This is a genomic window from Flavobacterium sp. B183, from assembly GCF_023539155.1.
Taxonomy (GTDB): domain Bacteria; phylum Bacteroidota; class Bacteroidia; order Flavobacteriales; family Flavobacteriaceae; genus Flavobacterium; species Flavobacterium tructae.
On record NZ_CP097434.1, the window covers coordinates 3,275,942 to 3,299,652 of the forward strand.

Consider the following 23,711-nt stretch of genomic DNA (forward strand, 5'->3'; position numbering starts at 1 on the left):
GCGAACTTAGCGTTTGTAAACACAAACAGAATAAAAAAACCTTGCGCCCTTTGCGGTAAAAAAAATACAGCATGTCAAAAAAGCGGATTTTATTAAAAATTGGAAGTAATACTTTAACCAAAGAAACCAATCATATTTCACGGGGAAAGATTGAAGACCTCGGAATGCAGATTGCAGCTTTAAACAAAGAGTACGAGTTTGTAATTGTGAGTTCCGGAGCAATCGCAGCTGCAAAGCAATTTGTAAAGCTCGAAAGTAAAGGAAAAGAAATTGTTGTGAAGCAAGCGTTAGCTTCAATTGGTCAGCCACATTTGATGCGGATTTTCCATGAAAATTTCAGCGATTTGGGATTATTGACATCACAATGTTTATTGTCTTATTCTGATTTCGAGAAAGAGCAGTCTAAAGTCAATATTGTCAATACCATAAACGTTTTGGTAGAGAACAATTACATTCCGATTATTAATGAAAATGATACGGTTGCCACAGATGAGATTCGGTTTGGAGACAACGATAAATTGGCAGCACTGACAGCCGTTCTTTTAAATGTTGATATTCTGATCATTGCCACCAATACAAACGGAATTTATACCAAAGATTCTATTCACGATGAAATTCCAGAAACGATCAAATTGGTAAAGGATTTAAAAGTATTAGAAAAAGAAATTGGAGAATCAAAATCATCACATGGAACAGGAGGGATGCAGTCGAAGATAGAAGCAGCCGCAATTGCAAAAGCAGCCAATATTGAAACCTGGATCGTAAATGGACTAGATGATAATTTTATTTTGAAGGCTTTAAAGGATGAGATTCCCTTTACCAAGATTGTGTAAGTAAAACGCAGATGACACGGATTCGCTATCGCGAAAACGCTGATTTAGAAGGATTATTTTTTAATATTTAAATATTATGTAGTATATTTCGTTCAAAAAAAATGAAATTATTACATCAAGAGTTAACTGATGTCATTATTAAAACCTTTTATGAAGTGTATAATGAGCTAGGATATGGGTTTTTAGAAAGAGTTTATCAAAATTCCCTGTATTTGGAATTAAAGAATAAAGGGCTTAAAGTTGAAGCGCAGAAGAAAATCATTGTGTATTATAAAGGAATTAAAGTAGGCGAATATTATGCCGACTTAATTGTAGAAGATTTAATAATATTAGAATTAAAAGCAGTAGATTGTATTGTGGAAGCATTTGAAAATCAGATTTTAAACTATTTAAAAGGAACAGATTGTGAAGTAGGTTTACTTTTAAACTTTGGAAAAAAACCAGAATTTAAACGGAAAATCTTTGAGAACGAAAGAAAAGTAAGAATATAAAAAAATCTGCGTAGATCCGCGTCTTCGCGATAGCGAATCAGTAGAATCCGCGTTTAATTTTAGATTACTAAAAGAAGAAATACCATTTACAAAAATCATTTAGAATAGTTTAATTGTTTGTTTAATCGTTTAATCGATTAAAGTTAGGAACAATATAAAGCGATTTAAAAAAAGCATATAAGTTAAACTTGTTTAGTTGGAGAACCGATTAAACAAATTAACGATTAACCGATTAAACAAGAAATTATGAATTACATTTCAATTCAAGATATCGACTCATTATCAAAATGGGTAAAAGGGGCGTTAAAAATTAAAAAGAACCCGCTTAAAAATCAAAGTTTAGGAAAAAATAAAACCTTAGGGATGTTATTTTTTAACCCAAGTTTAAGAACGCGTCTGAGTACTCAGAAAGCGGCTATGAACCTAGGAATGAATGTTATGGTAATGAATTTTACCAACGAAGGCTGGACGTTAGAATTCGAAGATGGTGCTATTATGGATTCCGGTGCGTCAGAGCACATTAAAGAAGCTGCAGAAGTAGTGTCACAATATTGCGATATTATTGCCATTCGTGCTTTCGCAGGTTTGGCAGACAAAGAAAAAGATTATGCTGAAACGGTGATTTCAGGATTCTTGAAACACGCAACCGTACCTATTGTAAATATGGAAAGTGCCGTTCGTCATCCGATGCAATCTTTAGCGGATGCTATTACCATGGAAGAATACAAAACCAAGCATAAACCAAAAGTAGTACTTTCTTGGGCGCCTCACCCGAAAGCTTTGCCACAGGCCGTTGCCAATTCATTCGTAGAAATGATGCAAATGCAAAAAGATATGGATTTTGTAATCACACACCCCGAAGGTTACGAACTTAGTCCCGAAATCACGAAAGACTGTAAAATAGAATACGATCAGGACAAAGCGTTTGAAAATGCCGATTTTGTGTACGTAAAAAACTGGAGCAATTTTAACGATTACGGAAAAGTAACCAATACAGACCCAAACTGGACCATTACAGCCAAGAAAATGGCTTTAACCAACAATGGGAAATTCATGCATTGTCTTCCGGTTCGTCGTAACGTTATTGTAAGCGATGAAGTGCTCGACGGTAAGAATTCAATTGTAATTCAACAGGCGAATAACAGAACGTATTCGGCACAGTTAGTTTTACAGAAGATTTTGAAGAAGCTTTAATTTGAGGTACAAAGGCACAAAGTTGCAGAGGTACAAAGGTCAAAAAAAACCTTAAAAGAAACCTTTGAACCTTTGTGACTATGAACCTCTGAACCTAAAAAAAATGAAAGTTACAATAATAAAAATAGGTGGAAACATCATCGATAATCCAACAGAATTAGAGCAATTCTTAACTGATTTTTCTAAGATTGAAGGACATAAAGTTTTAGTTCACGGTGGAGGAAAATCGGCTACAAAAATGGCTCAGAGTATTGGATTGGTACCACAAATGATTGAGGGACGTCGAATTACAGATGCCGCAATGCTTGAGGTTGTGGTCATGATTTACGCAGGCCAAATCAACAAACATATTGTAGCGCAATTACAGTCAAAAGACAACAATGCGATAGGATTCTCTGGAGCTGATGGAAATTTAATCCAGTCAGTAAAACGAAACCACCCTACAATCAATTATGGCTTCGTGGGAGATGTAAAACAAGTTAACACCAAGTTATTGGCTACGTTATTAGAAAACGGAATTATTCCTGTTTTCTGTGCCATCACACACGACAAAAACGGACAATTGTTAAACACCAATGCCGATACCATTGCAAGTGAGTTATCCATTGCTTTATCTGAAGTTTTTGAGGTTACATTGACTTATTGTTTTGAAAAGCAGGGAGTTTTGCAGGATTCAGAAGACGATACATCAGTAATAACCGAAATCAACGAAGCCTTATACAACAAACTTAAAGAAGAAAAAGTAATCCATTCCGGAATGATTCCAAAATTAGATAATTGCTTCAATAGTTTGTCAAGAGGAGTACAGCAAATTAAAATTGGACACCACAAAATGCTTCAAAATTCAGAGATTCCGCATACAACGATTACGTTATAAAAGAAAAAGTTGCTAAGTTCCCAAGAAACTAAGACTTTTGCAGTCTTAGAACCTTAGAATCTTAGTGCCTCAGTACCTAATAAAAATGAAAAACATAGAAACGCTTACCCAGGAAGCAATTAGTTTATTAAAAAGTCTTATCGAGACCCCTTCCTTTTCAAGTGAAGAAGACCAAACAACCCTTTTAATCGAAAATTGGTTCAATCAAAACGAAATTCCTTTCCAAAGAGAAAACAATAATGTGTGGGCTTTCAACAAATATTTCGATGAAAATAAACCGACACTTTTATTAAACTCACATCACGACACCGTAAAGCCTAATCAGGCTTATACTAACGATCCGTTTAAAGCCATCGAAAAGGATGGGAAACTATTTGGATTAGGAAGTAATGATGCCGGAGGTTGTCTGGTTTCGTTGCTGGCAACATTTGTACACTTCTACGAAAACCAAAACTTATCACATAATATAGTTATAGTAGCTTCTGCCGAAGAAGAAAGCAGCGGAAAGAATGGTTTAAACAGCGTTTTAAAGCACTTGCCAGAATTAGATTGTGCTATTGTTGGCGAACCTACTTTAATGCAGTTGGCGGTTGCCGAAAAAGGATTGTTAGTTTTAGACGTAAAAGTCAAAGGAACCGCAAGTCATGCCGCACATCAAAACGACGACAATGCTATTTATAAATCAATTCCTGTAATGGAATGGTTTAAAAATTATAAATTCGATAAAATTTCAGAGGTTCTAGGTCCTGTAAAAATGACCGTAACACAAATCAGTGCAGGAAAACAGCACAATGTAGTGCCTTCAGAATGTGATTTAGTGGTGGATATTCGTGTGACCGATTGTTATTCGAATACCGAAATTTTGGAAGTAGTAAAAGCCAATGTAAACGCCGAAGTAACGCCAAGATCAATGCACCTGAATGCTTCATCAATTCCGATTGCACATGGTTTGGTACAAGCCGGAATCGCTCTGGGAAGAACTACTTATGGCTCGCCTACACTTTCAGATCAGTCCGTTTTAAGCTGTCAGTCTTTAAAATTAGGACCTGGTGAAACCCTGCGTTCACATTCAGCAGATGAATTTATTTTTGTAAATGAAATTGAAGAAGGAGTCGATTTGTATATCAAAATATTAAACGGGTTCTTTAAATTATAATTGAAACGAAATTAAACCCGACAGGTTTCAAAAACCTGTCGGGTTTGTAATATAAACAGGCATATTGGTGTGATTAGAAAATAAAGACAAAGAAAGAAGTCTAACAATCTAACGATCTAAGAAGTCTAAAAATCTAAGTTATGAAACTTTGGGAAAAAGGAATACCAACAGATAAGCAAATTGAACAATTCACCGTAGGAAACGATCGTGAATTGGATTTAGTTTTAGCAAAATACGATGCACTGGGGTCCATTGCACATGCCAAAATGCTCGGGCAAATTGGTTTATTAACCCAGGAAGAAACCACTTCTTTAGTGGACGCGTTAAATGAGATTATTGCTGATGTAGCCGTTGGAAATTTCGAAATAGAAAACAGTTTTGAAGACGTACACTCCAAAATAGAGTATTTACTCACCGTAAAACTGGGAGACGCCGGAAAAAAAATCCACACAGCGCGTTCCCGTAACGATCAGGTTTTGGTAGACGTTCATTTGTATTTAAAAGACGAGTTAAAAGCAATAAAAGAGCAGGTAAAAACACTTTTTGATTTGTTGATGGAATCTGCAGAGAAACATCAGAATGTCTTGTTACCCGGATATACACATTTGCAGATCGCGATGCCATCGTCTTTCGGAATGTGGTTTTCAGCCTATGCCGAAAGCTTAATTGATGACATCACCATGTTAAATGCAGCCTCGAAAGTAGTCGACCAGAATCCGCTGGGATCTGCCGCAGGGTATGGAAGCTCGTTCCCAATCAACAGAACCTTCACCACTCAGGAATTAGGATTTGAAACCTTAAAGTTTAATGCAGTTGCAGCTCAAATGAGCCGCGGAAAAGCCGAGAAAACGGTAGCTTTTGCCATGAGCAGTGTCGCCGCAACCTTGTCAAAATTTGCCATGGACGTGTGTTTGTATATGAGCCAGAACTTTGATTTTATAAGTTTGCCATCACATCTTACAACAGGTTCCAGTATTATGCCTCACAAGAAAAATCCGGATGTTTTCGAATTGATCAGAGGAAAATGCAATAAGATTCAGTCACTTCCTTACGAAATAACTTTAATCACCAATAATTTGCCGAGTGGTTATCACAGAGACTTTCAGCTTTTAAAAGAAGGTTTGTTTCCTGCGATTCAAAACTTAAAAGCCTGTCTGGATATTGCTATTTTTTCTGTAAAAGATATTACCGTAAAAGACAACATACTGAAAGATAAAAAATACGATTATTTGTTTACAGTAGATACTTTAAACGAAATGGTAGTGGCTGGTATACCTTTCAGAGATGCATACAAAGAAGTTGCGGAACAATTGGAAGCCGGAACGTACCAATCGCCTAAAGAAACAAAACACACCCATGAAGGCAGTATCAATAATTTATGCCTGAATGCTATTAAAGATAAAATGAAAGCAGCTTTGTAAAGAAAGCAAAACCCATCAAAAAAACCGATTCGTATCAGATACAAATCGGTTTTTTTGTTTATTGCCGTTCAAAAGTATTTGGGTTTTGCGTTTGAATGATTGAGTTTAGTAGGTTTTTTTTTACTTAAGATAATTGTTCTTGGTAAAAAAAGTTTATTTTTGATTTTTAGTTTGAAAATTAAAGTATGAATAAGTTTGATGATCAGGCCACTAAAGGCCTTTGGGAAAGGGGATTACTGAGTGAAAATAAGTATGAGGAAATTACGTCCTATCGTGGATTGAATATTTTTTCACTAAATGCAGAACTTAAATTAGCCCTGTATTTGTCCGTATTGTTGTTTACTTCAGGAATCGGAATTTTGATTTACAAAAATATTGATTCAATAGGTCACATTGCAATTCTTTCGCTGTTGTTGATTGTTATTGGAGTTTGTTTTTACTTCTGTTTTAAAAATGCCAAAGGATTTCAAAAAACAGAAACCACCTTTGAGCACCCGGTTTTAGAATACTTGGTCCTGGCGGCTACTATACTTACTTGTATTTTTATTGGGTATTTACAGTTCCAGTACCAAACCTTCGGAACGCATTACGGACTGGCGACTTTAATCCCAACCCTGGTAAGTTTCTTTTGTGCGTATTATTTCGATAATAAAAGTGTTTTGACAATCGCAATTACCGGTTTGGCAGCTTATGTAGGACTTTCTGTTACACCACAGGATTTGGTGAATAACAGTAATTTCTACCAGGATCCAAGTTTAAGTTATTCGGCAATTTTATTGGCTGTTTTACTTATTTTATGGACGGTTTACAGCTCCAGAATTCAGTTAAAAACGCATTTTACTATCATTTATCACACTTTTGCCTTGCACATTGCCAGTATTGCATTAATTCATAACCTGACTGATTCTTATACGGATGGTATTTGGCTGCTTTTTGCAATTGTTTTGGCAGCGTCAACCTATTATTTTTATAAAGTAAGTTACAGGCTTAAAGCTATTTCATTGTATGTCTTTATGATTATCTATGCTTATATAGGTCTCAATATATTCGTGTTTAGAGTTTTTGAGAGCATTAATTTTTCGGATATCTGGGAGTTATTCATTTTAATCCTTCCTTTATATTTTATAGGCTCAATCATACTATTCATTAAATTAATTAAGAAATTCAATAAAGAAACGGCAGCATGACAGCATACGATAAAGAGGAATTAGATGATTTGATTTTAATAGAAGAAGCTGCTTCTTTGTATTCAGCTGGTTTTATAGACAAAAATCAGAAAGATAGAATTAAAAGTGAGTTGACTGCTTTTAGAATGCAAAACAATATTCTGGTTCGACTGGGATTTTTTCTGCTGGGATCATTTTTTTATCTGTCCATTTGCGGAGCCATTTCATTATTAGGACTTAGCGGAGAGCAATTCTTTTTCAGTATCTGCTGTTATATTTTTGCTTTGGTTGGTTTTGTAGGAGCAGAACTTCTGGCTAATATGAAATATTACCGACATGGTCTGGACGATGCTTTTGTTTTAGGATCAATTTTGAACTTAGGAATTGCTATTGCAATCACCACCGAAGGATACGAACTAATAATTGCCGTTTTTGTGGCATTTAAATCGTTTCTGCTCTATAGAAGGTATTTGAATTTACCGGCATTATTGGTATTTTGTATGGCTTCGGCTGCTACTTTATTCTTTGGACTATTAGAATTGGGAGAAATTGGAAAAATGATTTTACCCTTTGTGACGCTACTATTTTCGGCAGGATTTTACTTTTTCACTAAAAAAAATATTCAAAAACTAACCGAAACCTATCACTATAATGGGCTTCTGTTTGCCAATAGTTTTTGTTTGATATTGTTTTATCTTTCTTGTAATTATTTAGTGGTTAGGGAACTTTCGGTGACGCTTATGGATAATCCAATAGCTGAAGGGAAGGACATACCATTTGCTTTTTTCTTTCATGCTTTTACCCTGATCGTGCCTCTTGTGTATTTGGCCCAGGCTTTGAAAACTAAGGATAGAATCTTGCTATGGATTAGTTTTTTAGCGATAGGCTTTTCAATTTATACGATTCGGTTTTATCATTCGGTTTTACCAATAGAAATTGCGCTGACACTTGGCGGGATAGTTTTGTTTGCAATAGCTTATTTTTCAATAAAGAAGATAAAGGACAAAGAAAGCGGCTTGACATTTAAACCGGATCGATTGAATTCGTCAAATCCATTTTTAAATATGGAAACCTTAATTGTCGCTTCAGCATTTGGAGTAAAACCCGAAGCAAAGCCAGAAGACTCTCCAATGGATTTTGGAGGTGGCGGTTTCAGCGGAGGAGGCTCAGAAGGAACTTTTTAAGTTAAATGTGAGATGTGAAAAGTGACTAGGATAGTTTCACATCTCACATTTCACATCTCACAAGAAAAATTCTATATTTTACTTTTCAATGCTTCTGCATCAATATCGCTGTGAGAAACATCATAAACTGCCTTTCCGTTTCTGATCAGGATTAATTGTGGAGATTCATGGTAAACATTGAATCGTGATGCAATTTCGTTCGATACATCACGATACGCTATTAAATCCAAAAAATAAGCGCCTACAGTATCTTCTAAAGCATATTCACGTTCGAATTGCTTCAAAGCCATACGGCTAATACTGCATCTTGTACTGTGTTTAAAAATGACTACCGGTTTTTCGTTAGATATCGCTTCGATTTCCATTAATTGGGCAACATCGGTTAATGGGGTCCAATTTACATTACTTTTTGGGGTATCTGCTGACTCCGAATTCCCGAAGATTGAATTTAAAAAACTCATATTTGACTTGTTTTGTGACTTTTTGACATTTTAAATAGATTGAAAATCAATTAAAAACGCCATTTTGTCTGTATTTTTAGTATGGAATATAATTTGAACGTTCTGATAGCAAAGTTAGAATATTTAAAGTTAAAAATTTAATCCAATAAATTGTAATTTTAAAGATCTCGAACTATACACTAATAATCAATCCTAAATCGTATACATATGAATATAAATAAATTTACAATAAAGTCGCAGGAAGCCATACAGCTGTCACAGCAACTGGCGCAACGCAACGGACAACAACAGATTGAAAATGAACACATTTTTAAAGCTATTTTTGAAGTAGATGAAAATGTTGCTCCGTTTATTTTGAAAAAACTAAACGTAAACGTACCGTTGTTTTTACAAATATTAGACAGCACTATTGCAAGCTTTCCAAAAGTTTCGGGAGGAGATATATTACTTTCCAGAGACGCAAACAAAGCACTGAATGAAGCAGAAATTATTGCCCAAAAAATGAACGATGAATACGTTTCTATCGAACATTTAATTTTGGCTATTTTTGATTCTAAAAGCAAAGTTTCACAGATTTTAAAAGATCAGGGCGTTACTGGTAAAGGACTTAAAGCTGCCATTGAAGAACTTCGAAAAGGAGAACGAGTAACATCGGCTTCAGCTGAAGAAACGTATAATTCATTAAATAAATACGCTAAAAATTTAAACGAACTGGCTCGTACCGGAAAACTTGATCCTGTAATCGGACGTGATGAAGAGATCCGTCGCGTACTACAGATTTTAACACGAAGAACCAAAAACAACCCAATGTTAATCGGAGAACCGGGAGTCGGTAAAACAGCTATCGCTGAGGGACTGGCACACCGAATTGTAGATGGTGACGTGCCGGAAAACTTAAAAGATAAAATCGTTTTCTCCTTGGATATGGGAGCATTGATTGCCGGTGCAAAGTTCAAAGGTGAATTTGAAGAACGTTTAAAAGCAGTAGTAAAAGAAGTTACTTCTGCTGAAGGAGATATTGTTTTATTCATTGATGAAATTCACACGCTTGTAGGGGCAGGTGGAGGAGAAGGCGCGATGGATGCGGCTAATATTTTGAAACCGGCTTTGGCTCGTGGTGAGTTAAGAGCAATCGGAGCAACAACTTTGGATGAGTATCAAAAGTATTTTGAAAAAGATAAAGCCCTGGAACGTCGTTTCCAAAAAATCTTAATCGATGAACCGGACACAGAAAGTGCGATTTCGATCTTACGTGGAATCAAAGAGAAGTATGAAACGCACCATAAAGTTCAGATTAAAGATGAGGCCATTATTGCTGCGGTAGAATTGTCACAACGCTACATTACTAATCGTTTTTTACCGGACAAAGCTATCGATTTGATGGATGAAGCCGCTTCGAAACTGCGCATGGAAATCAATTCAAAACCGGAAGAGCTGGATGTATTGGATCGTAAAATCATGCAGCTGGAGATTGAAATTGAAGCCATTAAGCGCGAAAAAGAAGAAAGCAAACTGAAAATCCTGGGTATGGATCTTGCGAACTTAAAAGAAGAACGCAATGAGATCTATGCAAGATGGAAATCAGAAAAAGATATTGTAGACGGAATTCAGGCGGTAAAACTCGAAATAGAGGGGTTTAAATACGAAGCGGAACGTGCGGAACGTGATGGAGATTATGGAAAAGTAGCCGAAATTCGTTATGGTAAGATAAAAGAAGCGCAGGAACGTCAGGAGGTGTTGCAAAAACAATTGCTGGAGTTTCAATCCGGTAACTCTTTGATTAAAGAAGAAGTAACCCGTGAAGATATTGCTGAAGTGGTTGCAAAATGGACCGGAATTCCGGTGATGAAAATGCTTCAGACCGAAAGAGAAAAACTATTGCATTTGGAAGACGAATTGCACAAACGTGTGGTAGGTCAGGAAGAGGCAATTGAAGCGGTGAGTGATGCTGTACGCAGAAGCCGTGCCGGTTTGCAGGATATGAAAAAACCCGTTGGAACGTTCTTGTTTTTAGGAACTACGGGAGTGGGTAAAACGGAGCTGGCTAAAGCTTTGGCAGAATATCTTTTTGATGACGAAAATGCCATGACCCGTATCGATATGAGTGAGTATCAGGAACGTCATAGCGTGAGCCGATTAGTTGGTGCGCCTCCAGGGTATGTGGGTTATGATGAAGGTGGCCAGCTGACTGAAGCGGTTCGTAGAAAACCATATTCTGTTATTCTGTTAGATGAGATTGAAAAAGCGCATCCGGACACGTTTAACATCCTGCTTCAGGTTTTAGACGAAGGTCGTTTGACGGATAATAAAGGACGTCTGGCTGATTTTAAAAACACGATTATCATTATGACTTCTAACATGGGAAGTCAGATCATACAGGATAAGTTTGAAAATTTAAAAGGAAGTGTTGAATCGGCTACTGAATCTGCAAAGGTTGAAGTTTTAGGATTACTGAAACAAACCGTCCGTCCTGAATTTATCAACCGTATCGACGAGATTGTGATGTTTACACCTTTAACTGTAGATAATATTTCTAAAATTGTAGGTTTACAGCTTAAGAGTGTTACAAAAATGCTGGCTCTGCAAGGTATTACAATGGACGCAACACCAGAGGCAATCGCTTATTTGTCAGATAAAGGCTATGATCCTCAGTTTGGTGCGAGACCTGTAAAACGAGTAGTTCAGAGAGAAGTATTGAACCAGCTGTCAAAAGAAATTCTGGCAGGAAAGATTACGACAGACAGCATCATCCTATTAGACGCTTTTGACGGGCAATTGGTTTTCAGAAATCAAACACATAAGGAAGAATAATTGAAAAAAGGAGGTGTAGTACATCTTTAATATATTCAAAAAGACACCGGCAGAAATGCTGGTGTTTTTTTTACACAATCTTTTCTTGGTAATAATATTCTGTATAATAATTATTCTATATTTGAATAACTAATCAGTAAATCAATTATATGAAAAAAATCTACGCACTTTTTTAATTTTATTTATTACGGTTTTTTCATTTATTACCAATGGCTATTCACAAGAGAGTGTAGTAGTTTCAGGTGGGAATGCTACCGGGAATGGGGGTAGCTCGAGTTACTCAGTAGGACAGATTGCCTACACAAGTTTACCTGGAGGAGCTAATGGCTTTGTTTTGCAAGGTGTTCAACAGGCTTATGAAATAATCAGCCTTGGAAATGATGAATTTAAAGGTATTACTCTTGCAATGACTGCTTATCCTAACCCTGCTGTTGATGTACTTAGTTTGACTGTTTCTACAAACGAATGGAATAATTTATCATGCCAATTATTTGACACTAACGGAAAAATCGTATCCAAAAAAGTAGAAGTAACAAGCCCTGATACCAGTGTACCTATGCAAGGGCTAAATAGCGGTATTTATTTTCTGACAGTAAGTAACAGTGGTAAAGCCATAAAAACGTTTAAAATCATAAAAAAATAACTTTCTAACAGCAGAAAAAGATATGAAAAAAATTACTCTTGCATTACTATTATTAAGTTCTTTTACCTTTTTATTTGCGCAGGCTCCGCAAAAAATGAGCTATCAATCGGTTATTCGTAAAACCGACGGTACTTTGGTTGCCGGTACTTTAGTGAGTATTAAAACAAGTATTCTGGCTGGCTCAACAACTGGTACAGCTTCTTATGTAGAAACCCAAACCACCACAACAAACAGTAATGGATTAGCCACTATAGAAATAGGAGGCGGAACACCAACTACAGGAACTTTTTCAGGAATAAACTGGGGCTCCGGATCACACTTTATCAAAACCGAGATTGATCCAACAGGAGGTAGTAATTACACCATTAGCGGTACAAGTCAGTTGTTAAGTGTGCCATATGCCTTGTACGCTGGAAACAGTCAAAGCAAAGGTAAGACAAGTGTAATAATAGCTGGTGACATTACAGATGCACAAGCGGCAGCGCAAATGGCTGCTGAGTTCGGACCTGAGACAGAAAATATTTATATTATGAATACCACAAATTTGACAACTTTAGACTTAAGTGCTGCAAAAAGGCTGGTGGAGTTAAGTATAAAAAGTAACTCAAGTTTAGTTAATGTAACTTTGGGCAACCTTGCGGAAGTTTATAATGTATTATATGTAGAAGGCAATGCAAAATTGGCCTCCATTTCATTTCCTGTTTTAAAAACAGTACTCGCTTCTGAAATTTATTTTTCAGGTAATTCGGCATTACAATCTGTTTCTTTTCCTTTATTGGCTAAAACTAAAACGATTTACATCAGTGCTAATCCGTTTCTTTCTTATATTGATTTACCGGTTTTTTCTGCATTTTATAGTACTCAGTACAGTTTTCAAGTGAGTAGAAATGCACTTCCAAGTTATCACATCAATTCACTTTTAAGTAAACTGCTAAATGTTTCCCCTGCAAGTGGAAAGTTTATTGATTTGTCAGGTCAGACCCCGCCAGCTCCACCTACCGGACAAGGGATTATCGATAAAGCAACTATAAAAACAAATAATAGTATTTCAACCGATTAAATTTAGGATTAATCCTTTTTTGTCAGCATATAGCATGGCATGGCAAGACAGTAAAAAGATAAAAAAATAATAAGGAAAATCCTCTAACAACAGAAAAAATATATGAAAAAAATTACTCTTGTATTACTATTATTGAGCTCTTTTACTTTTTTATTTGCGCAGGCTCCGCAAAAAATGAGCTACCAATCAGTCATTCGTAAAACTGACGGTACATTGGTTGCAGGTACATTAGTGAGCATCAAAACGAGTATACTGGCAGGTTCAGCAAGCGGTACGGCTTCTTATGTAGAAACACAAACGACAACGACAAACAGTAATGGATTAGCCACTATAGAAATAGGAGGCGGAACACCAACTACAGGAACTTTTTCAGGAATAAATTGGGGCTCCGGATCACACTTTATCAAGACCGAAATCGATCCGACAGGAGGAACAAACTATACTATCAGTGGCACAAGCCAGTTGTTAAGTGTGCCTTATGCTTTATATGCAGGAAGCAGTCAGAACAAAGGAAAACCAAGTATAATAATTACTGGCGATATTACAGATGCGCAGGCTGTGGCGCAAATAGATGCTGAGTTCGGGCCTTATACCGAGAATATTTATGTTACAAGCACAACAAATTTGACAAGTATAGATTTGAGTGCCGTGAAAAAACTGGTAACCTTAAAGATTCAGAATAATTCAAAGTTGACTAATGTAAATTTGAGCAATCTTCTGGAGGTTTACAATGATTTAGATGTAGATAATAACAATAAATTAGGATCGATTATATTTCCTGCATTGAAAATAATACAGGGATACGATACTGGTATTCTGAATAATCCATCTTTAACGTTTATTGCGTTTCCTGTATTAACGACAAGTAAAGGCTTATATTTTCACAATAACATACTTCTTACTTCTATTGAATTGCCTTCTTTGTCTACAATCGCAGATAAGGATACAACTCTTGATTTTACAAGTAATGCACTTCCAAGTTCTCAGATTAATCTGATCTTAAGCAGGTTTTTAAATCTCTCTTCTTTTAAGGGAGTTAGATTAGAAAATCAAAAACCATCGGCTCCTCCTACGGGACAAGGTGTTGTAGATAAAGCTACTTTAATTGGCAGAGGTTCAAGTGTTACAACAGATTAAGTTTACTATTTAATCATAGTATTTATAAAAATGCCAGCCGAAAGGCTGGCATTTTGTTTTATTTAAGAATTCCGATTCATAAATAATGTAATCTTTTCTTAAAGTAGTATAAAATAATTACGAATAAAGTATAGAACTTTACGGTAGTGGTTTGAAAATCAAATCAAAAGAGGAATAATCTTAATCGAAATACAATGAACAATATTTTTAGAGGATTAATAGCGGGTTACGGTGCGAAAAAATTAGGTGGAGGCTGTTTTGGAACTATTTTCGTGTTTATTATTATTTGGGTGCTTTTAGGACAATGTAGTTAATTTTTGGCTAGAAAAATCAACAAAAAAGTCTTAGATTCGCAGCAATAAACAACCAGGATCACGTATTAATTTGGTGTATTTAAAACCAGTTAATTAAGTGATTTTTCTAAAACAAAAGAAGTATAATGGCATCAGGTTTTTTCGTACTATTAGACGATATCGCAGCAATCATGGATGATGTTGCAGTAATGAGTAAAGTTGCAGCAAAAAAAACAGCAGGTATTTTGGGTGATGATTTGGCCGTAAATGCTGAGAAAGCTTCAGGGTTTGCATCCTCGAGAGAGCTTCCGGTATTATGGGCAATCACTAAAGGTTCCTTATTGAATAAAGTGATTATTTTACCGATTGCTTTTGTGTTAAGTGCTTTTTTGCCGGTAGCGATCATTATAATTCTGGTACTTGGAGGTTTATTTTTGGCATACGAAGGAGCAGAGAAAATCTACGAATTTATATTTCCACATAAACATGAAGAATCTGAGGGAATCACAGATGAAACGTTTACAGAAGAAGAAATTTTAGAAGCTGAAAAAGGAAAAATAAAATCGGCGATCGTAACCGATTTTATCTTATCTGTCGAAATCGTAATTATTGCTTTAGGGACCGTAATGGGTCAGCCCCTTAGTCAGCAAATCATAGTAACGTCAATAATTGCCTTAGTTGCAACTGTTGGTGTTTATGGTATCGTGGCACTTATTGTCAGAATGGATGAAGCAGGGTATAAGCTTATTAAATTCAGTAAAAAAGAGAAAAGCATATCGAAATTTATCGGAAATATACTAGTAAAAGCATTGCCTTTGGTCATTAAAAGTTTAACCGTGATTGGTACAATAGCTTTGATTTTAGTAGCAGGAGGAATCTTTGTACACTATATTCCGTTTTTACATCATCTAATGGAAGAAATTAATGTCCCTTCTATCATAAAAGAATTTGTCACAGGTTTAGTGTTAGGTTTTGTAGTATTGGCTGTAATAAATCTGTTTAAAAAGATATTCGGTAAAAAAGAAGCTGCTTAAAAGAAACACATAAATACAACAAACACCAGTCGAAAGGCTGGTGTTTTTTTTTGAAGCACTGTAACTCATTTTTAAAAGAACCGTTGTCCCGCTATTCACTCTATCTTTTCCCTGCTAAAGAAGCAGGAAAAAGGATGCCGTTTCTATCGGGGCTAGGTGATAAATTTTGGTTTTTCATAAGAAACGGGGATTTTTTTTAAAGTATTTTGGTAAAATAAAGATTTGATTTTTAGTGGTTTATTGGTTTTGTAGAAAGAATTAACAAATTTGAAAAGCAACCATTGCCATCCAACGGCATCTTCATAGTAATTAACAATTAATTATTATTTTATATGAAAAGGTTTAAATTAAAATCAGTTTTTGTAGTATTATTTTTAGCTATTGGATTAGTTTCATGCAGTAACGATAATGACGCACCAAGCATTCCTGAATCAATTACTAAAGCTGCTTTAGTGACCGAAGTCAAAGGTCCTGCAACCGGGAAGGTTAATGAAGAACTAAGCTATGATGTTACTTTTATTGTCGATAACGCTTGTGGAGAATTCAGTAAAATTAGCGAAGTGACCATTGGAGGAGTAAAAGGGTTGCAAGTGGAAGCTAAATATCCAACCGGACCTTGTACGATGCAGGTACCGGATCCTAAAAAGACAGTTTATAAATTTAAGTCTGCAACAAAAGGAACATTTGAAATCAAATTCAAAAAATCAGAAACCGAGTTTATCACGACAAAAGTGGTTATTGAATAATTAAGTTCTTACCGGATAAATCTTAGGTAACGAAACCATTTTGCAAATATTTGATTCTTTAATAGAAGGAGGTATTTGTAAGATGGTTTTCTTTTTTATAAGAACTGGAAGATAGGTGTTCTTTGTCATTCTTTCAAAAAATACTATTTTTGCACTCTAAATTTTATGTCATGCCGAAAAGAAAGTATAAAATAGCCGTTATTCAGTTAAATCTGAATGATGTTGCCGAGAATAATCTTAAAAAATGTATCAGCTGGGTAAGAGACGCAGCTACTAAGGGAGCTGAAGTAATCTTGCTTCCAGAATTGTACAGCAGTCATTATTTTTGCCAAAGCGAAGATGTAGATAATTTTGCATTGGCCGAACCGCTTTACAGCACTTCATTTATTGCTTTTAGTGCCTTGGCAAAGGAATTAGGAGTGGTAATTATTGTTCCTTTCTTTGAGAAAAGAATGGCAGGAATTTATCATAATAGTGCCTACATTATTGATACAGATGGAACAGAAGCAGGGTTATACCGTAAAATGCATATTCCGGACGATCCGCATTTCTATGAAAAATTCTATTTCACACCGGGTGATTTAGGTTTTCAGGCTATTGAGACTAAAAAAGGAAAAATCGGAACACTTATTTGCTGGGATCAATGGTATCCGGAAGCAGCACGTATTACTGCTTTAAAAGGAGCTGAGGTTTTATTTTACCCAACAGCAATTGGATGGCATCCAAAAGAAAAAGAAGAGTATGGAGTAAATCAATATGGTGCATGGATGAACGTAATGAAAGGTCATGCTGTTGCGAATGGTGTTTTTGTTGCCGCTGCAAACCGTATCGGATTAGAAAAATATATTGAAGGAACAGAAGGAATTCAGTTTTGGGGAGCTTCGTTTATCGCGGGACCTCAGGGGGAGATTTTAGCTCAGGCTTCTCATGATCAGGAAGAAATTCTAATTGCTGAAGTTGATTTGGATCTACAGGAAAATGTACGTCAGAACTGGCCATTTTTCAGAGACAGAAGAATTGATGCTTTTGGCGATATTACAAAAAGAGCAATTGATCAATAAGTGAAAATACCTTTATATAAAGGCAAAGAAGTAGAGGCTGTTTAATTTTAAACAGCCTCTTTTTTTAGCAGAGACAATATTGTTTTAAATTTTAGCTTTAATTCGACGCGGATAAAACGGATTTACTTCGTAAAAACACGGATAGACACAGATTTTTTTCTCTTTAAAATGAGTTTGCCATTTTTAAGACCTGTTTTTATCCGCGTTTTCGTGATAGCGAATCCGTTTTATCCGCGTTGAAGTAAGATGTTAAAACCGCTTTTTGGACTTTAATTCCAATCTTAAGTATTTATATGCAAAAGAGGCTGTTTAAAATTAAACAGCCTCTTTTTATACTAGCTTAGAATTGTTTACTTCACCTGGAAAGTAACTCTTCTTACGATTTGACGCGCTTCTTTTGAATTTTTGTTCACAGAAGTATCTTCACCATTAGCAATTACATTCAGCCTTGAAGCATCGATTCCTGCATTTGTTGCAATCTTTTTAACTGCTTCAGCTCTTTTTCTTGATAATTCAGTATTGTAGCTTGAGTTTCCAATTTCGTCAGCATAACCAATGATATCAGCAGATTTACCAGGATTGTTTTTCAGATATTTCACTAAGAAATCAACACCAGATAGAGAAGTATTGGTTGGTTTAGAAGAATTGAAATCAAAGTATACATTTACATACCCTCCGTTAATTAATTCTTCAACCGTTTTGTTTGTTGGAGCTGCTTCGCTTCCTTTTTTAGCATAAGTTTTATCTAAATAGCTTTCTAATTCGTCCGGAACTCCATTTTGATTGGTGTCAATAGATTGTCCTTTAGTATTAACAGCCACTCCTGAAATTGTATTTGGCTCTAAATCATACAAATCAGCTACACCATCTTTATCGGTATCAATAAGATTAGTTTCAATTGTATTCACTCGGTCTTCTAATTTATTCAGTCTTTCATTGTCTTCAGAATACCAGTCAGCATGTTTTGTGTTTTTACCTAAGTAAAACGTCAAACCAACAGATGCATTTAACAGTACACCATCTAATGAACCGGTAGCAGGAACTCCTTTTCCGTCGAAGTTGTGGTTTTGTCTTCCGTTAACAATTCCGGTAAGATCTCCGGTTAAAGCAACTCTGTTGCTTAATCTCACTTGTCCGGTTAATCCCATAATTCCGTGAGCCATATAATCTTTACCGTCAAAACCTTTATCGCTGCTTAATTGAGAAACACCAAAACCTCCATGTGCCAATAAACCAAAAGTATTTGTCCAGGTTTCAAAGTTTAAAGCTCTTCCAAGGTTAACAACTCCTTGTAAACTTGCTCTGTAATACTTGCTGTCAAATTCCGGAGTGTCTTTACGTTCCTGAAATTGATCATATCCAACATCCAGTTTCAAACCAAATTTAGGATTAAACATATATCTTGCACCTAAATCGGCATGAAATGCACTAAGTGATTCCGTTGAATAGCCAGGTGTCATTGCTCTCATAGGTTTGTTTAAACCTCCGTTTAATTCTATAGACCATTTATTGTAAGCAGGTTTGTCAATTGAAGACTGGGCCGATGTCGTTGTCGTGTTTTGTGCACTGGCAGCGATTGATAGTAGTAAAAGTGATACTGAAGCTAATTTCTTTTTCATGATATCCAAATTTTTATTTAATATTATTTTTGAGCCTTAACTTTTAAACTCAGGACAAATTTAGAGTACGAAATTTAGATAGTGTTCTATTTGGTCTTACATAATTCCCATCTTTTGGGTTTTAATTATGCAAATATGTTAATGAAATCAAAATATTTGGTCAAAAAAAGGGGCTAAATTTAATTTTTAGCCCCTTTTTGAAATTGTAAATGTGAAGGTTATTTTAAATCTGGCTGGTATATTTTTACAGTTCCATCTCCTTCACTGCTAACGACTAACAAACTTCTTTTGGTTGGACTTTTAGAAGCCGGAATGAAGAGTATTCCTTCCGGAGCATCACCGGTTTTTACGGTTTGTAAATATTGTGGTGAAGCAGGATTTGTTACATCATAAGTCATAAAAGCATCAGATCTTTCTAAACCTACAAATAAAATATTCTGAGCTCCCATTTTAACGGCAACGACTGCTTCCGGCTCAGAACCTTTGTCATCACTGCGTTTGTCATCGTAAGTTCCGAGCTCATTCGTTTTTTTGTCAACATCATTTTTACTGTCATAAACGATTTTTCCGGTATTCCCATTCCAGATAGAGAAGGAGCGGGCTCCAAAAGCGACCAACTCATCCAAATCACCGTCGCCGTCAGCATCTCCCATATCGGCAATAAGGTTTAGTCTTCCTAAATTAGTTTCCAGTTTTAAGGCAGCAGCATCAGGAAAAGCAGTGGCATCCAGCTTCATGTCTTTCATTCTTTTAATATCTGCGTAGGCAGCATATTCTCTGGCATCACCTTCGTTGGCTGTAACAAAATAAGGAGTATTGTTAGCTGAAAAATGACTAATGGCATCCGGCATGTACATTCCTTTTACTTTCCAGGGATTAAAAGCAATTTTATCGTCTTTATCACTTACATCAATGGCATTTTCGGCGGTATTGAAATTTTTAAAGCCCAGAGGATAAAGAGCTGTGATGGTTTTAGACGTTAAATCTACTTTGGCAACACCATTGTTTTCCTGTAAAGTAACCCAGGCCGTTTTAGAATCATCAGATATGGTGATGTATTCAGGTTCTATGTCCTGAGCAAAACTCTTGGCAAATTTTGAAATTCTAAATCCTTCTTTTTTCAAAGCTTCGGCCTGACCACTAAAAGAACTGAAATCTAAAGTTGTAACAGCATAGGTAGCTGTTTCAATAATAGAAATGCTTCCGTTTGGATCCTGCGTATAATCGGTGTTAGGTTCTCCTTCGTTAGCTGTCATGATGAATTTTCCATCCGGTGAAAACGTAATCATATCCGGTAATGCGCCAACAGTAACTTGTTTGATTAAGCTGTAATCGCTGGTATTAAAAATAACCACTTTTCCATTTCCTTGTTTGTTAAGGGTTGATTCTAAAGCAACAGCCAGTTTTCCATCGTAAACCGCAACACTATTGGAAGCACCTTCGTAGGGAGTTAGATCGATTTTACCAATTTTAATGGGTTTTGTAGGATCGGAAATATCAATGACATCAATTTGATTCGTTCCACTATTATTTACTGTAAAAAGTCTTTTTGTTTTTTCATCATAGGCTGAAATTTCAGCGGCTCCTTCTCCGCCAATGGTAATAGAACCGATTTCTTTGAAAGATCCCGGATTTTCGTTAATCACAACTTCAGATTCCTGATTTTTTGAGGTTTCATCATTATTACAGCTTGCCATAACAAATAAAGCAGCTAATAATGAAAGGCTTACATTTTTCATTTTTGTGTTTTTTAGTTTTGCCAAATGTAATTAGCAGATTATGGTCTTATATTAAGGCTTTATTATTTAATCTTTAATTTAATCTGTCAATTAGATAATTGGTTAATTTGTTAATTATTAAATTGTTAGATTGTTCAATTATCTGATTGTCCAATTATCTAATTATCACATTATCTAATTATCACATTATCTCATTATCTTTGTGCACTTTCAAATTTAGAATCATTTTATGTCAACAAATAATAGAAGATTTCCGGCGGAATGGGAGAAACAACAAGGAATTGTATTGTGCTTTCCGCATAATGGAAACGACTGGCCGGGAAAATACGAAGCTGTTCAATGGGCTTTTGTAGAATTTATTAAAAAAGTAGCCACTTTTGAAACTGTTTTTTTGGTTGTAGCCGATGAAAAACTAAAAGAAAAAGTAAGTGGAATGCTGGAAATGGGACGTGTGAATCTGGCGAATGTTTCCTTTATTGTTCACAAAACCAATAGAAGCTGGATGCGTGATTCGGGACCAATTATTGTACAAAATGGTTCAAAAAGAGAAGCTTTGAATTTTAATTTCAACGGTTGGGCGAAGTACAAAAACTACCAGCTGGATAAATTTGTTCCTGCTAAAATAGCCGATTTTATTGATGTTCCGCTTATACAGGTAATGTATAAGGGGAAGCCTGTAATTGTAGAAGGCGGTGCAATTGATGTAAACGGAAAAGGAACCTTATTGACTTCTGAAGAATGTTTGATGCATCCGACCATTCAGGTTAGAAATGCAGGTTTTACCAAAGAAGATTATGAGGCTGTTTTTAAGGAATACTTAGGAGTTACCAATGTAATATGGCTGGGTGACGGAATAGAAGGAGATGATACACACGGACATATCGACGATTTATGCCGATTTGTAAACGAAGATACCATTGTAACGATTGTAGAAACGGATAAAAACGATTCTAATTATAAACCATTGCAGGACAATTTGAAACGTTTGCAAAATGCAAAATTGGAAGACGGAAAATCACCGACTATCGTAGCATTGCCAATGCCAAAACGTGTTGATTTTGATACGTTAAGATTACCGGCCAGCTATGCGAATTTCCTAATTTTAAATAATTGTGTTCTGGTTCCTACTTTTAACGACAGCAATGATCGTGTAGCTTTGAATATACTTGCTGAATGTTTTCCTGACAGAGAAGTAATCGGTATCAGCTGTATTGATTTTATCTGGGGCTTTGGAACATTACACTGTTTGAGTCAACAGATTCCGGCTTAATTTTTAGATTTCGAAGGGTATCGAATTTTTTTGCCACATATTAGAGGATTCTTGCAGATTATAAAAATCAGTTTTTAATCCTTTAATCTGTGGCAAAAAGAATAAAAAAAACCTTGTTAGCTGACTAACAAGGTTTTTTGCTTATATATCTTCCGATATGGCAGGATCTCTTCATTGTCTCACAAAAGGAGGTAACAATTGGCTTGAAACTTCTCCAAAACCAATACGTACTTCATTACTTTCGCAGTAACCTCTGATGATTACGGTATCGCCATCTTCGATAAACTTACGCTCGCCACCACCGTTTAAGGTTATAGGGTTTTTTCCTCCCCATGTTAATTCCAGCATAGAACCCAAGCTGTCAGGAGTTGGTCCTGAAATAGTTCCTGAACCCATCATGTCACCGGAGTTTACACGACATCCGTTAGAGGTATGATGTGTTAACTGCTGTGCCATAGACCAGTACATGTATTTAAAGTTAGATCTTGAAAGTAGAGTTTCTTCTTGATCTTCAGGCTTTAAGGAAACTTCTAAATGAATATCATACGCTTTCTTTCCTTTTGTCTGTAAATACGGAAGTGGGGTAGGATCTTGTTTAGGACCTTTAGTTCTAAAAGGTTCCAAGGCATCCATTGTAATAATCCACGGAGAAATTGAAGAAGCAAAGTTTTTAGCTAAAAATGGCCCAAGTGGTACATATTCCCATCTTTGGATATCACGGGCACTCCAGTCGTTTAATAAAACCATTCCGAAGATATAGTCCTCTGCTTCATAAGTTGAAATGTTTTCACCCATTACATTTACATCTGTAGTGATGAAAGCAGTTTCTAATTCAAAGTCTACTAAACGAGAAGCACCAAATACCGGAGTATCATGACCGGCAGGTAAAGTCTGTCCCATTGGACGGTGTACCGGAATTCCTGACGGAACAATGGTAGAACTTCTTCCGTGGTAACCTATTGGTATGTGCAACCAGTTAGGAAATAAAGCGTTTTCAGGATCACGGAACATTTTTCCAACGTTCGTTGCGTGTTCTTTACTGGAATAGAAATCCGTATAATCACCAATTAAAACCGGTAATTGCATTTCGACATCATCAATATTGAAAATAACAATATCGCGGTCTTTTTTTGAATCTCTTAATTGTGGATTGGTCTCGTCGAAAATATCAGCGATTCGGTTACGGACTAGTCTCCAGGTTATTTTTCCATAAGATATGAAATCATTAAGAGTGTCCTGCATGAACATATCATCAGTCAGATCTATTCCTGCAAAGTAGTTTAATTGTTGTAGAGCCCCTAAGTCTATAGCGTAATCGCCAATTCTTGTTCCTACAGTAACAACATTTTCTTTGGTAAGAAAGATACCGAATGGAATATTTTGAATAGGGAAATCACTATTTTCTGGTACTTCTAACCATGATTTTCTCTTAGTATCGTTAGCGGTTATTGGCATGTGAATGTTAATTATTTGTTGAAAAATTCTATGTCAAATATATCATAATCTAACAGTTTG

At 35.8% G+C, this 23,711-nt stretch carries 20 protein-coding genes; 16 read left to right on the plus strand and 4 right to left on the minus strand.

The genetic code is table 11. The features are described 5' to 3' along the window. Positions 1 to 71 precede the first annotated feature (71 nt). The 8 genes from proB to M4I44_RS13940 all read left to right on the plus strand — a co-directional run bounded on the left by proB (position 72) and on the right by M4I44_RS13940 (position 8,322). On the plus strand, positions 72 to 833 hold the full coding sequence (gene proB / locus M4I44_RS13905) for a glutamate 5-kinase (protein WP_249965048.1): 762 nt from the start codon (positions 72 to 74) through the stop codon (positions 831 to 833). Positions 834 to 934: 101 nt separating this feature from the next. After that, complete coding sequence (locus tag M4I44_RS13910; protein WP_249965049.1) at positions 935 to 1,324, plus strand: GxxExxY protein; 390 nt, start codon at positions 935 to 937, stop codon at positions 1,322 to 1,324. Positions 1,325 to 1,570: 246 nt separating this feature from the next. Continuing rightward, positions 1,571 to 2,518, plus strand: a complete 948-nt coding sequence (locus M4I44_RS13915; protein ID WP_249965050.1) for an N-acetylornithine carbamoyltransferase — start codon at positions 1,571 to 1,573, stop codon at positions 2,516 to 2,518. Between the two features lie 103 nt (positions 2,519 to 2,621). Further along, positions 2,622 to 3,395 carry an acetylglutamate kinase gene (gene argB / locus M4I44_RS13920; protein WP_249965051.1) on the plus strand — a complete coding sequence of 258 codons (774 nt, stop codon included), beginning with the start codon at positions 2,622 to 2,624 and terminating at the stop codon, positions 3,393 to 3,395. 85 nt (positions 3,396 to 3,480) lie between these two features. Next, complete coding sequence (locus tag M4I44_RS13925; RefSeq protein WP_249965052.1) at positions 3,481 to 4,551, plus strand: M20 family metallo-hydrolase; 1,071 nt, start codon at positions 3,481 to 3,483, stop codon at positions 4,549 to 4,551. 140 nt (positions 4,552 to 4,691) lie between these two features. Further along, complete coding sequence (gene argH / locus M4I44_RS13930; RefSeq protein ID WP_249965053.1) at positions 4,692 to 5,972, plus strand: argininosuccinate lyase; 1,281 nt, start codon at positions 4,692 to 4,694, stop codon at positions 5,970 to 5,972. A gap of 185 nt (positions 5,973 to 6,157) precedes the next feature. Beyond that, positions 6,158 to 7,159, plus strand: a complete 1,002-nt coding sequence (locus M4I44_RS13935) for a DUF2157 domain-containing protein (RefSeq protein ID WP_249965054.1) — start codon at positions 6,158 to 6,160, stop codon at positions 7,157 to 7,159. After that, entirely contained in the window at positions 7,156 to 8,322 is a 1,167-nt protein-coding gene (locus tag M4I44_RS13940; protein WP_249965055.1) for a hypothetical protein, read from the plus strand. The genes M4I44_RS13935 and M4I44_RS13940 overlap by 4 nt, the downstream gene beginning before the upstream one ends. A 71-nt stretch (positions 8,323 to 8,393) precedes the next feature. Here the strand turns inward: M4I44_RS13940 and ytxJ are convergent, their stop codons facing one another. Then, positions 8,394 to 8,783, minus strand: a complete 390-nt coding sequence (ytxJ, locus tag M4I44_RS13945; protein WP_249965056.1) for a bacillithiol system redox-active protein YtxJ — start codon at positions 8,781 to 8,783, stop codon at positions 8,394 to 8,396. Positions 8,784 to 8,990: 207 nt separating this feature from the next. On the opposite strand from ytxJ, the gene clpB reads away from it, so the two are divergent. The 7 genes from clpB to M4I44_RS13980 all read left to right on the plus strand — a co-directional run bounded on the left by clpB (position 8,991) and on the right by M4I44_RS13980 (position 17,568). Further along, a complete protein-coding gene (clpB, locus tag M4I44_RS13950; RefSeq protein ID WP_070908504.1) occupies positions 8,991 to 11,594 on the plus strand; it encodes an ATP-dependent chaperone ClpB in 2,604 nt (867 codons plus the stop codon). Positions 11,595 to 11,928: 334 nt separating this feature from the next. Further along, positions 11,929 to 12,237, plus strand: coding sequence for a T9SS type A sorting domain-containing protein (locus M4I44_RS13955; protein ID WP_249965057.1), 309 nt, complete (start codon positions 11,929 to 11,931; stop codon positions 12,235 to 12,237). A gap of 22 nt (positions 12,238 to 12,259) precedes the next feature. Continuing rightward, complete coding sequence (locus tag M4I44_RS13960) at positions 12,260 to 13,297, plus strand: hypothetical protein (protein WP_249965058.1); 1,038 nt, start codon at positions 12,260 to 12,262, stop codon at positions 13,295 to 13,297. Between the two features lie 102 nt (positions 13,298 to 13,399). Then, positions 13,400 to 14,434, plus strand: a complete 1,035-nt coding sequence (locus M4I44_RS13965; protein WP_249965059.1) for a hypothetical protein — start codon at positions 13,400 to 13,402, stop codon at positions 14,432 to 14,434. Positions 14,435 to 14,873: 439 nt separating this feature from the next. Further along, positions 14,874 to 15,761: a DUF808 domain-containing protein gene (locus M4I44_RS13970; RefSeq protein ID WP_249965060.1), complete on the plus strand. Its 888-nt coding sequence runs from the start codon at positions 14,874 to 14,876 to the stop codon at positions 15,759 to 15,761. Positions 15,762 to 16,093: 332 nt separating this feature from the next. Continuing rightward, positions 16,094 to 16,507 (plus strand): hypothetical protein, encoded by a 414-nt coding sequence (locus M4I44_RS13975; protein WP_017497082.1) that lies wholly within the window; start codon positions 16,094 to 16,096, stop codon positions 16,505 to 16,507. Between the two features lie 170 nt (positions 16,508 to 16,677). Beyond that, positions 16,678 to 17,568, plus strand: a complete 891-nt coding sequence (locus M4I44_RS13980; RefSeq protein WP_249965061.1) for a carbon-nitrogen hydrolase — start codon at positions 16,678 to 16,680, stop codon at positions 17,566 to 17,568. 350 nt (positions 17,569 to 17,918) lie between these two features. On the opposite strand, the gene M4I44_RS13985 is transcribed toward M4I44_RS13980, so the two are convergent. Both M4I44_RS13985 and M4I44_RS13990 read right to left on the minus strand, forming a co-directional pair. Continuing rightward, positions 17,919 to 19,187, minus strand: a complete 1,269-nt coding sequence (locus tag M4I44_RS13985; RefSeq protein ID WP_249965062.1) for an OmpA family protein — start codon at positions 19,185 to 19,187, stop codon at positions 17,919 to 17,921. Between the two features lie 218 nt (positions 19,188 to 19,405). Further along, complete coding sequence (locus tag M4I44_RS13990; protein ID WP_249965063.1) at positions 19,406 to 20,926, minus strand: choice-of-anchor I family protein; 1,521 nt, start codon at positions 20,924 to 20,926, stop codon at positions 19,406 to 19,408. 229 nt (positions 20,927 to 21,155) lie between these two features. Here M4I44_RS13990 and M4I44_RS13995 point away from each other — a divergent pair, with 229 nt between their 5' ends. Next, the gene (locus M4I44_RS13995) at positions 21,156 to 22,196 is read left to right on the plus strand and encodes an agmatine/peptidylarginine deiminase (RefSeq protein WP_249965064.1); all 1,041 of its coding nucleotides are present in this window, start codon (positions 21,156 to 21,158) and stop codon (positions 22,194 to 22,196) included. 171 nt (positions 22,197 to 22,367) lie between these two features. On the opposite strand, the gene fahA is transcribed toward M4I44_RS13995, so the two are convergent. Next, positions 22,368 to 23,651, minus strand: coding sequence for a fumarylacetoacetase (gene fahA / locus M4I44_RS14000; RefSeq protein WP_089077966.1), 1,284 nt, complete (start codon positions 23,649 to 23,651; stop codon positions 22,368 to 22,370). Positions 23,652 to 23,711: the final 60 nt, after the last annotated feature.

What these genes read in the sequence shown, in the direction of transcription:
- proB (WP_249965048.1), top strand. Translation starts at nt 72, where the DNA reads ATGTCAAAAAAGCGGATTTTATTAAAAATTGGAAGTAATACTTTAACC.
- M4I44_RS13910 (WP_249965049.1), top strand. Translation starts at nt 935, where the DNA reads ATGAAATTATTACATCAAGAGTTAACTGATGTCATTATTAAAACCTTT.
- M4I44_RS13915 (WP_249965050.1), top strand. Translation starts at nt 1,571, where the DNA reads ATGAATTACATTTCAATTCAAGATATCGACTCATTATCAAAATGGGTA.
- argB (WP_249965051.1), top strand. Translation starts at nt 2,622, where the DNA reads ATGAAAGTTACAATAATAAAAATAGGTGGAAACATCATCGATAATCCA.
- M4I44_RS13925 (WP_249965052.1), top strand. Translation starts at nt 3,481, where the DNA reads ATGAAAAACATAGAAACGCTTACCCAGGAAGCAATTAGTTTATTAAAA.
- argH (WP_249965053.1), top strand. Translation starts at nt 4,692, where the DNA reads ATGAAACTTTGGGAAAAAGGAATACCAACAGATAAGCAAATTGAACAA.
- M4I44_RS13935 (WP_249965054.1), top strand. Translation starts at nt 6,158, where the DNA reads ATGAATAAGTTTGATGATCAGGCCACTAAAGGCCTTTGGGAAAGGGGA.
- M4I44_RS13940 (WP_249965055.1), top strand. Translation starts at nt 7,156, where the DNA reads ATGACAGCATACGATAAAGAGGAATTAGATGATTTGATTTTAATAGAA.
- ytxJ (WP_249965056.1), bottom strand. Translation starts at nt 8,783, where the DNA reads ATGAGTTTTTTAAATTCAATCTTCGGGAATTCGGAGTCAGCAGATACC.
- clpB (WP_070908504.1), top strand. Translation starts at nt 8,991, where the DNA reads ATGAATATAAATAAATTTACAATAAAGTCGCAGGAAGCCATACAGCTG.
- M4I44_RS13960 (WP_249965058.1), top strand. Translation starts at nt 12,260, where the DNA reads ATGAAAAAAATTACTCTTGCATTACTATTATTAAGTTCTTTTACCTTT.
- M4I44_RS13965 (WP_249965059.1), top strand. Translation starts at nt 13,400, where the DNA reads ATGAAAAAAATTACTCTTGTATTACTATTATTGAGCTCTTTTACTTTT.
- M4I44_RS13970 (WP_249965060.1), top strand. Translation starts at nt 14,874, where the DNA reads ATGGCATCAGGTTTTTTCGTACTATTAGACGATATCGCAGCAATCATG.
- M4I44_RS13975 (WP_017497082.1), top strand. Translation starts at nt 16,094, where the DNA reads ATGAAAAGGTTTAAATTAAAATCAGTTTTTGTAGTATTATTTTTAGCT.
- M4I44_RS13980 (WP_249965061.1), top strand. Translation starts at nt 16,678, where the DNA reads ATGCCGAAAAGAAAGTATAAAATAGCCGTTATTCAGTTAAATCTGAAT.
- M4I44_RS13985 (WP_249965062.1), bottom strand. Translation starts at nt 19,187, where the DNA reads ATGAAAAAGAAATTAGCTTCAGTATCACTTTTACTACTATCAATCGCT.
- M4I44_RS13990 (WP_249965063.1), bottom strand. Translation starts at nt 20,926, where the DNA reads ATGAAAAATGTAAGCCTTTCATTATTAGCTGCTTTATTTGTTATGGCA.
- M4I44_RS13995 (WP_249965064.1), top strand. Translation starts at nt 21,156, where the DNA reads ATGTCAACAAATAATAGAAGATTTCCGGCGGAATGGGAGAAACAACAA.
- fahA (WP_089077966.1), bottom strand. Translation starts at nt 23,651, where the DNA reads ATGCCAATAACCGCTAACGATACTAAGAGAAAATCATGGTTAGAAGTA.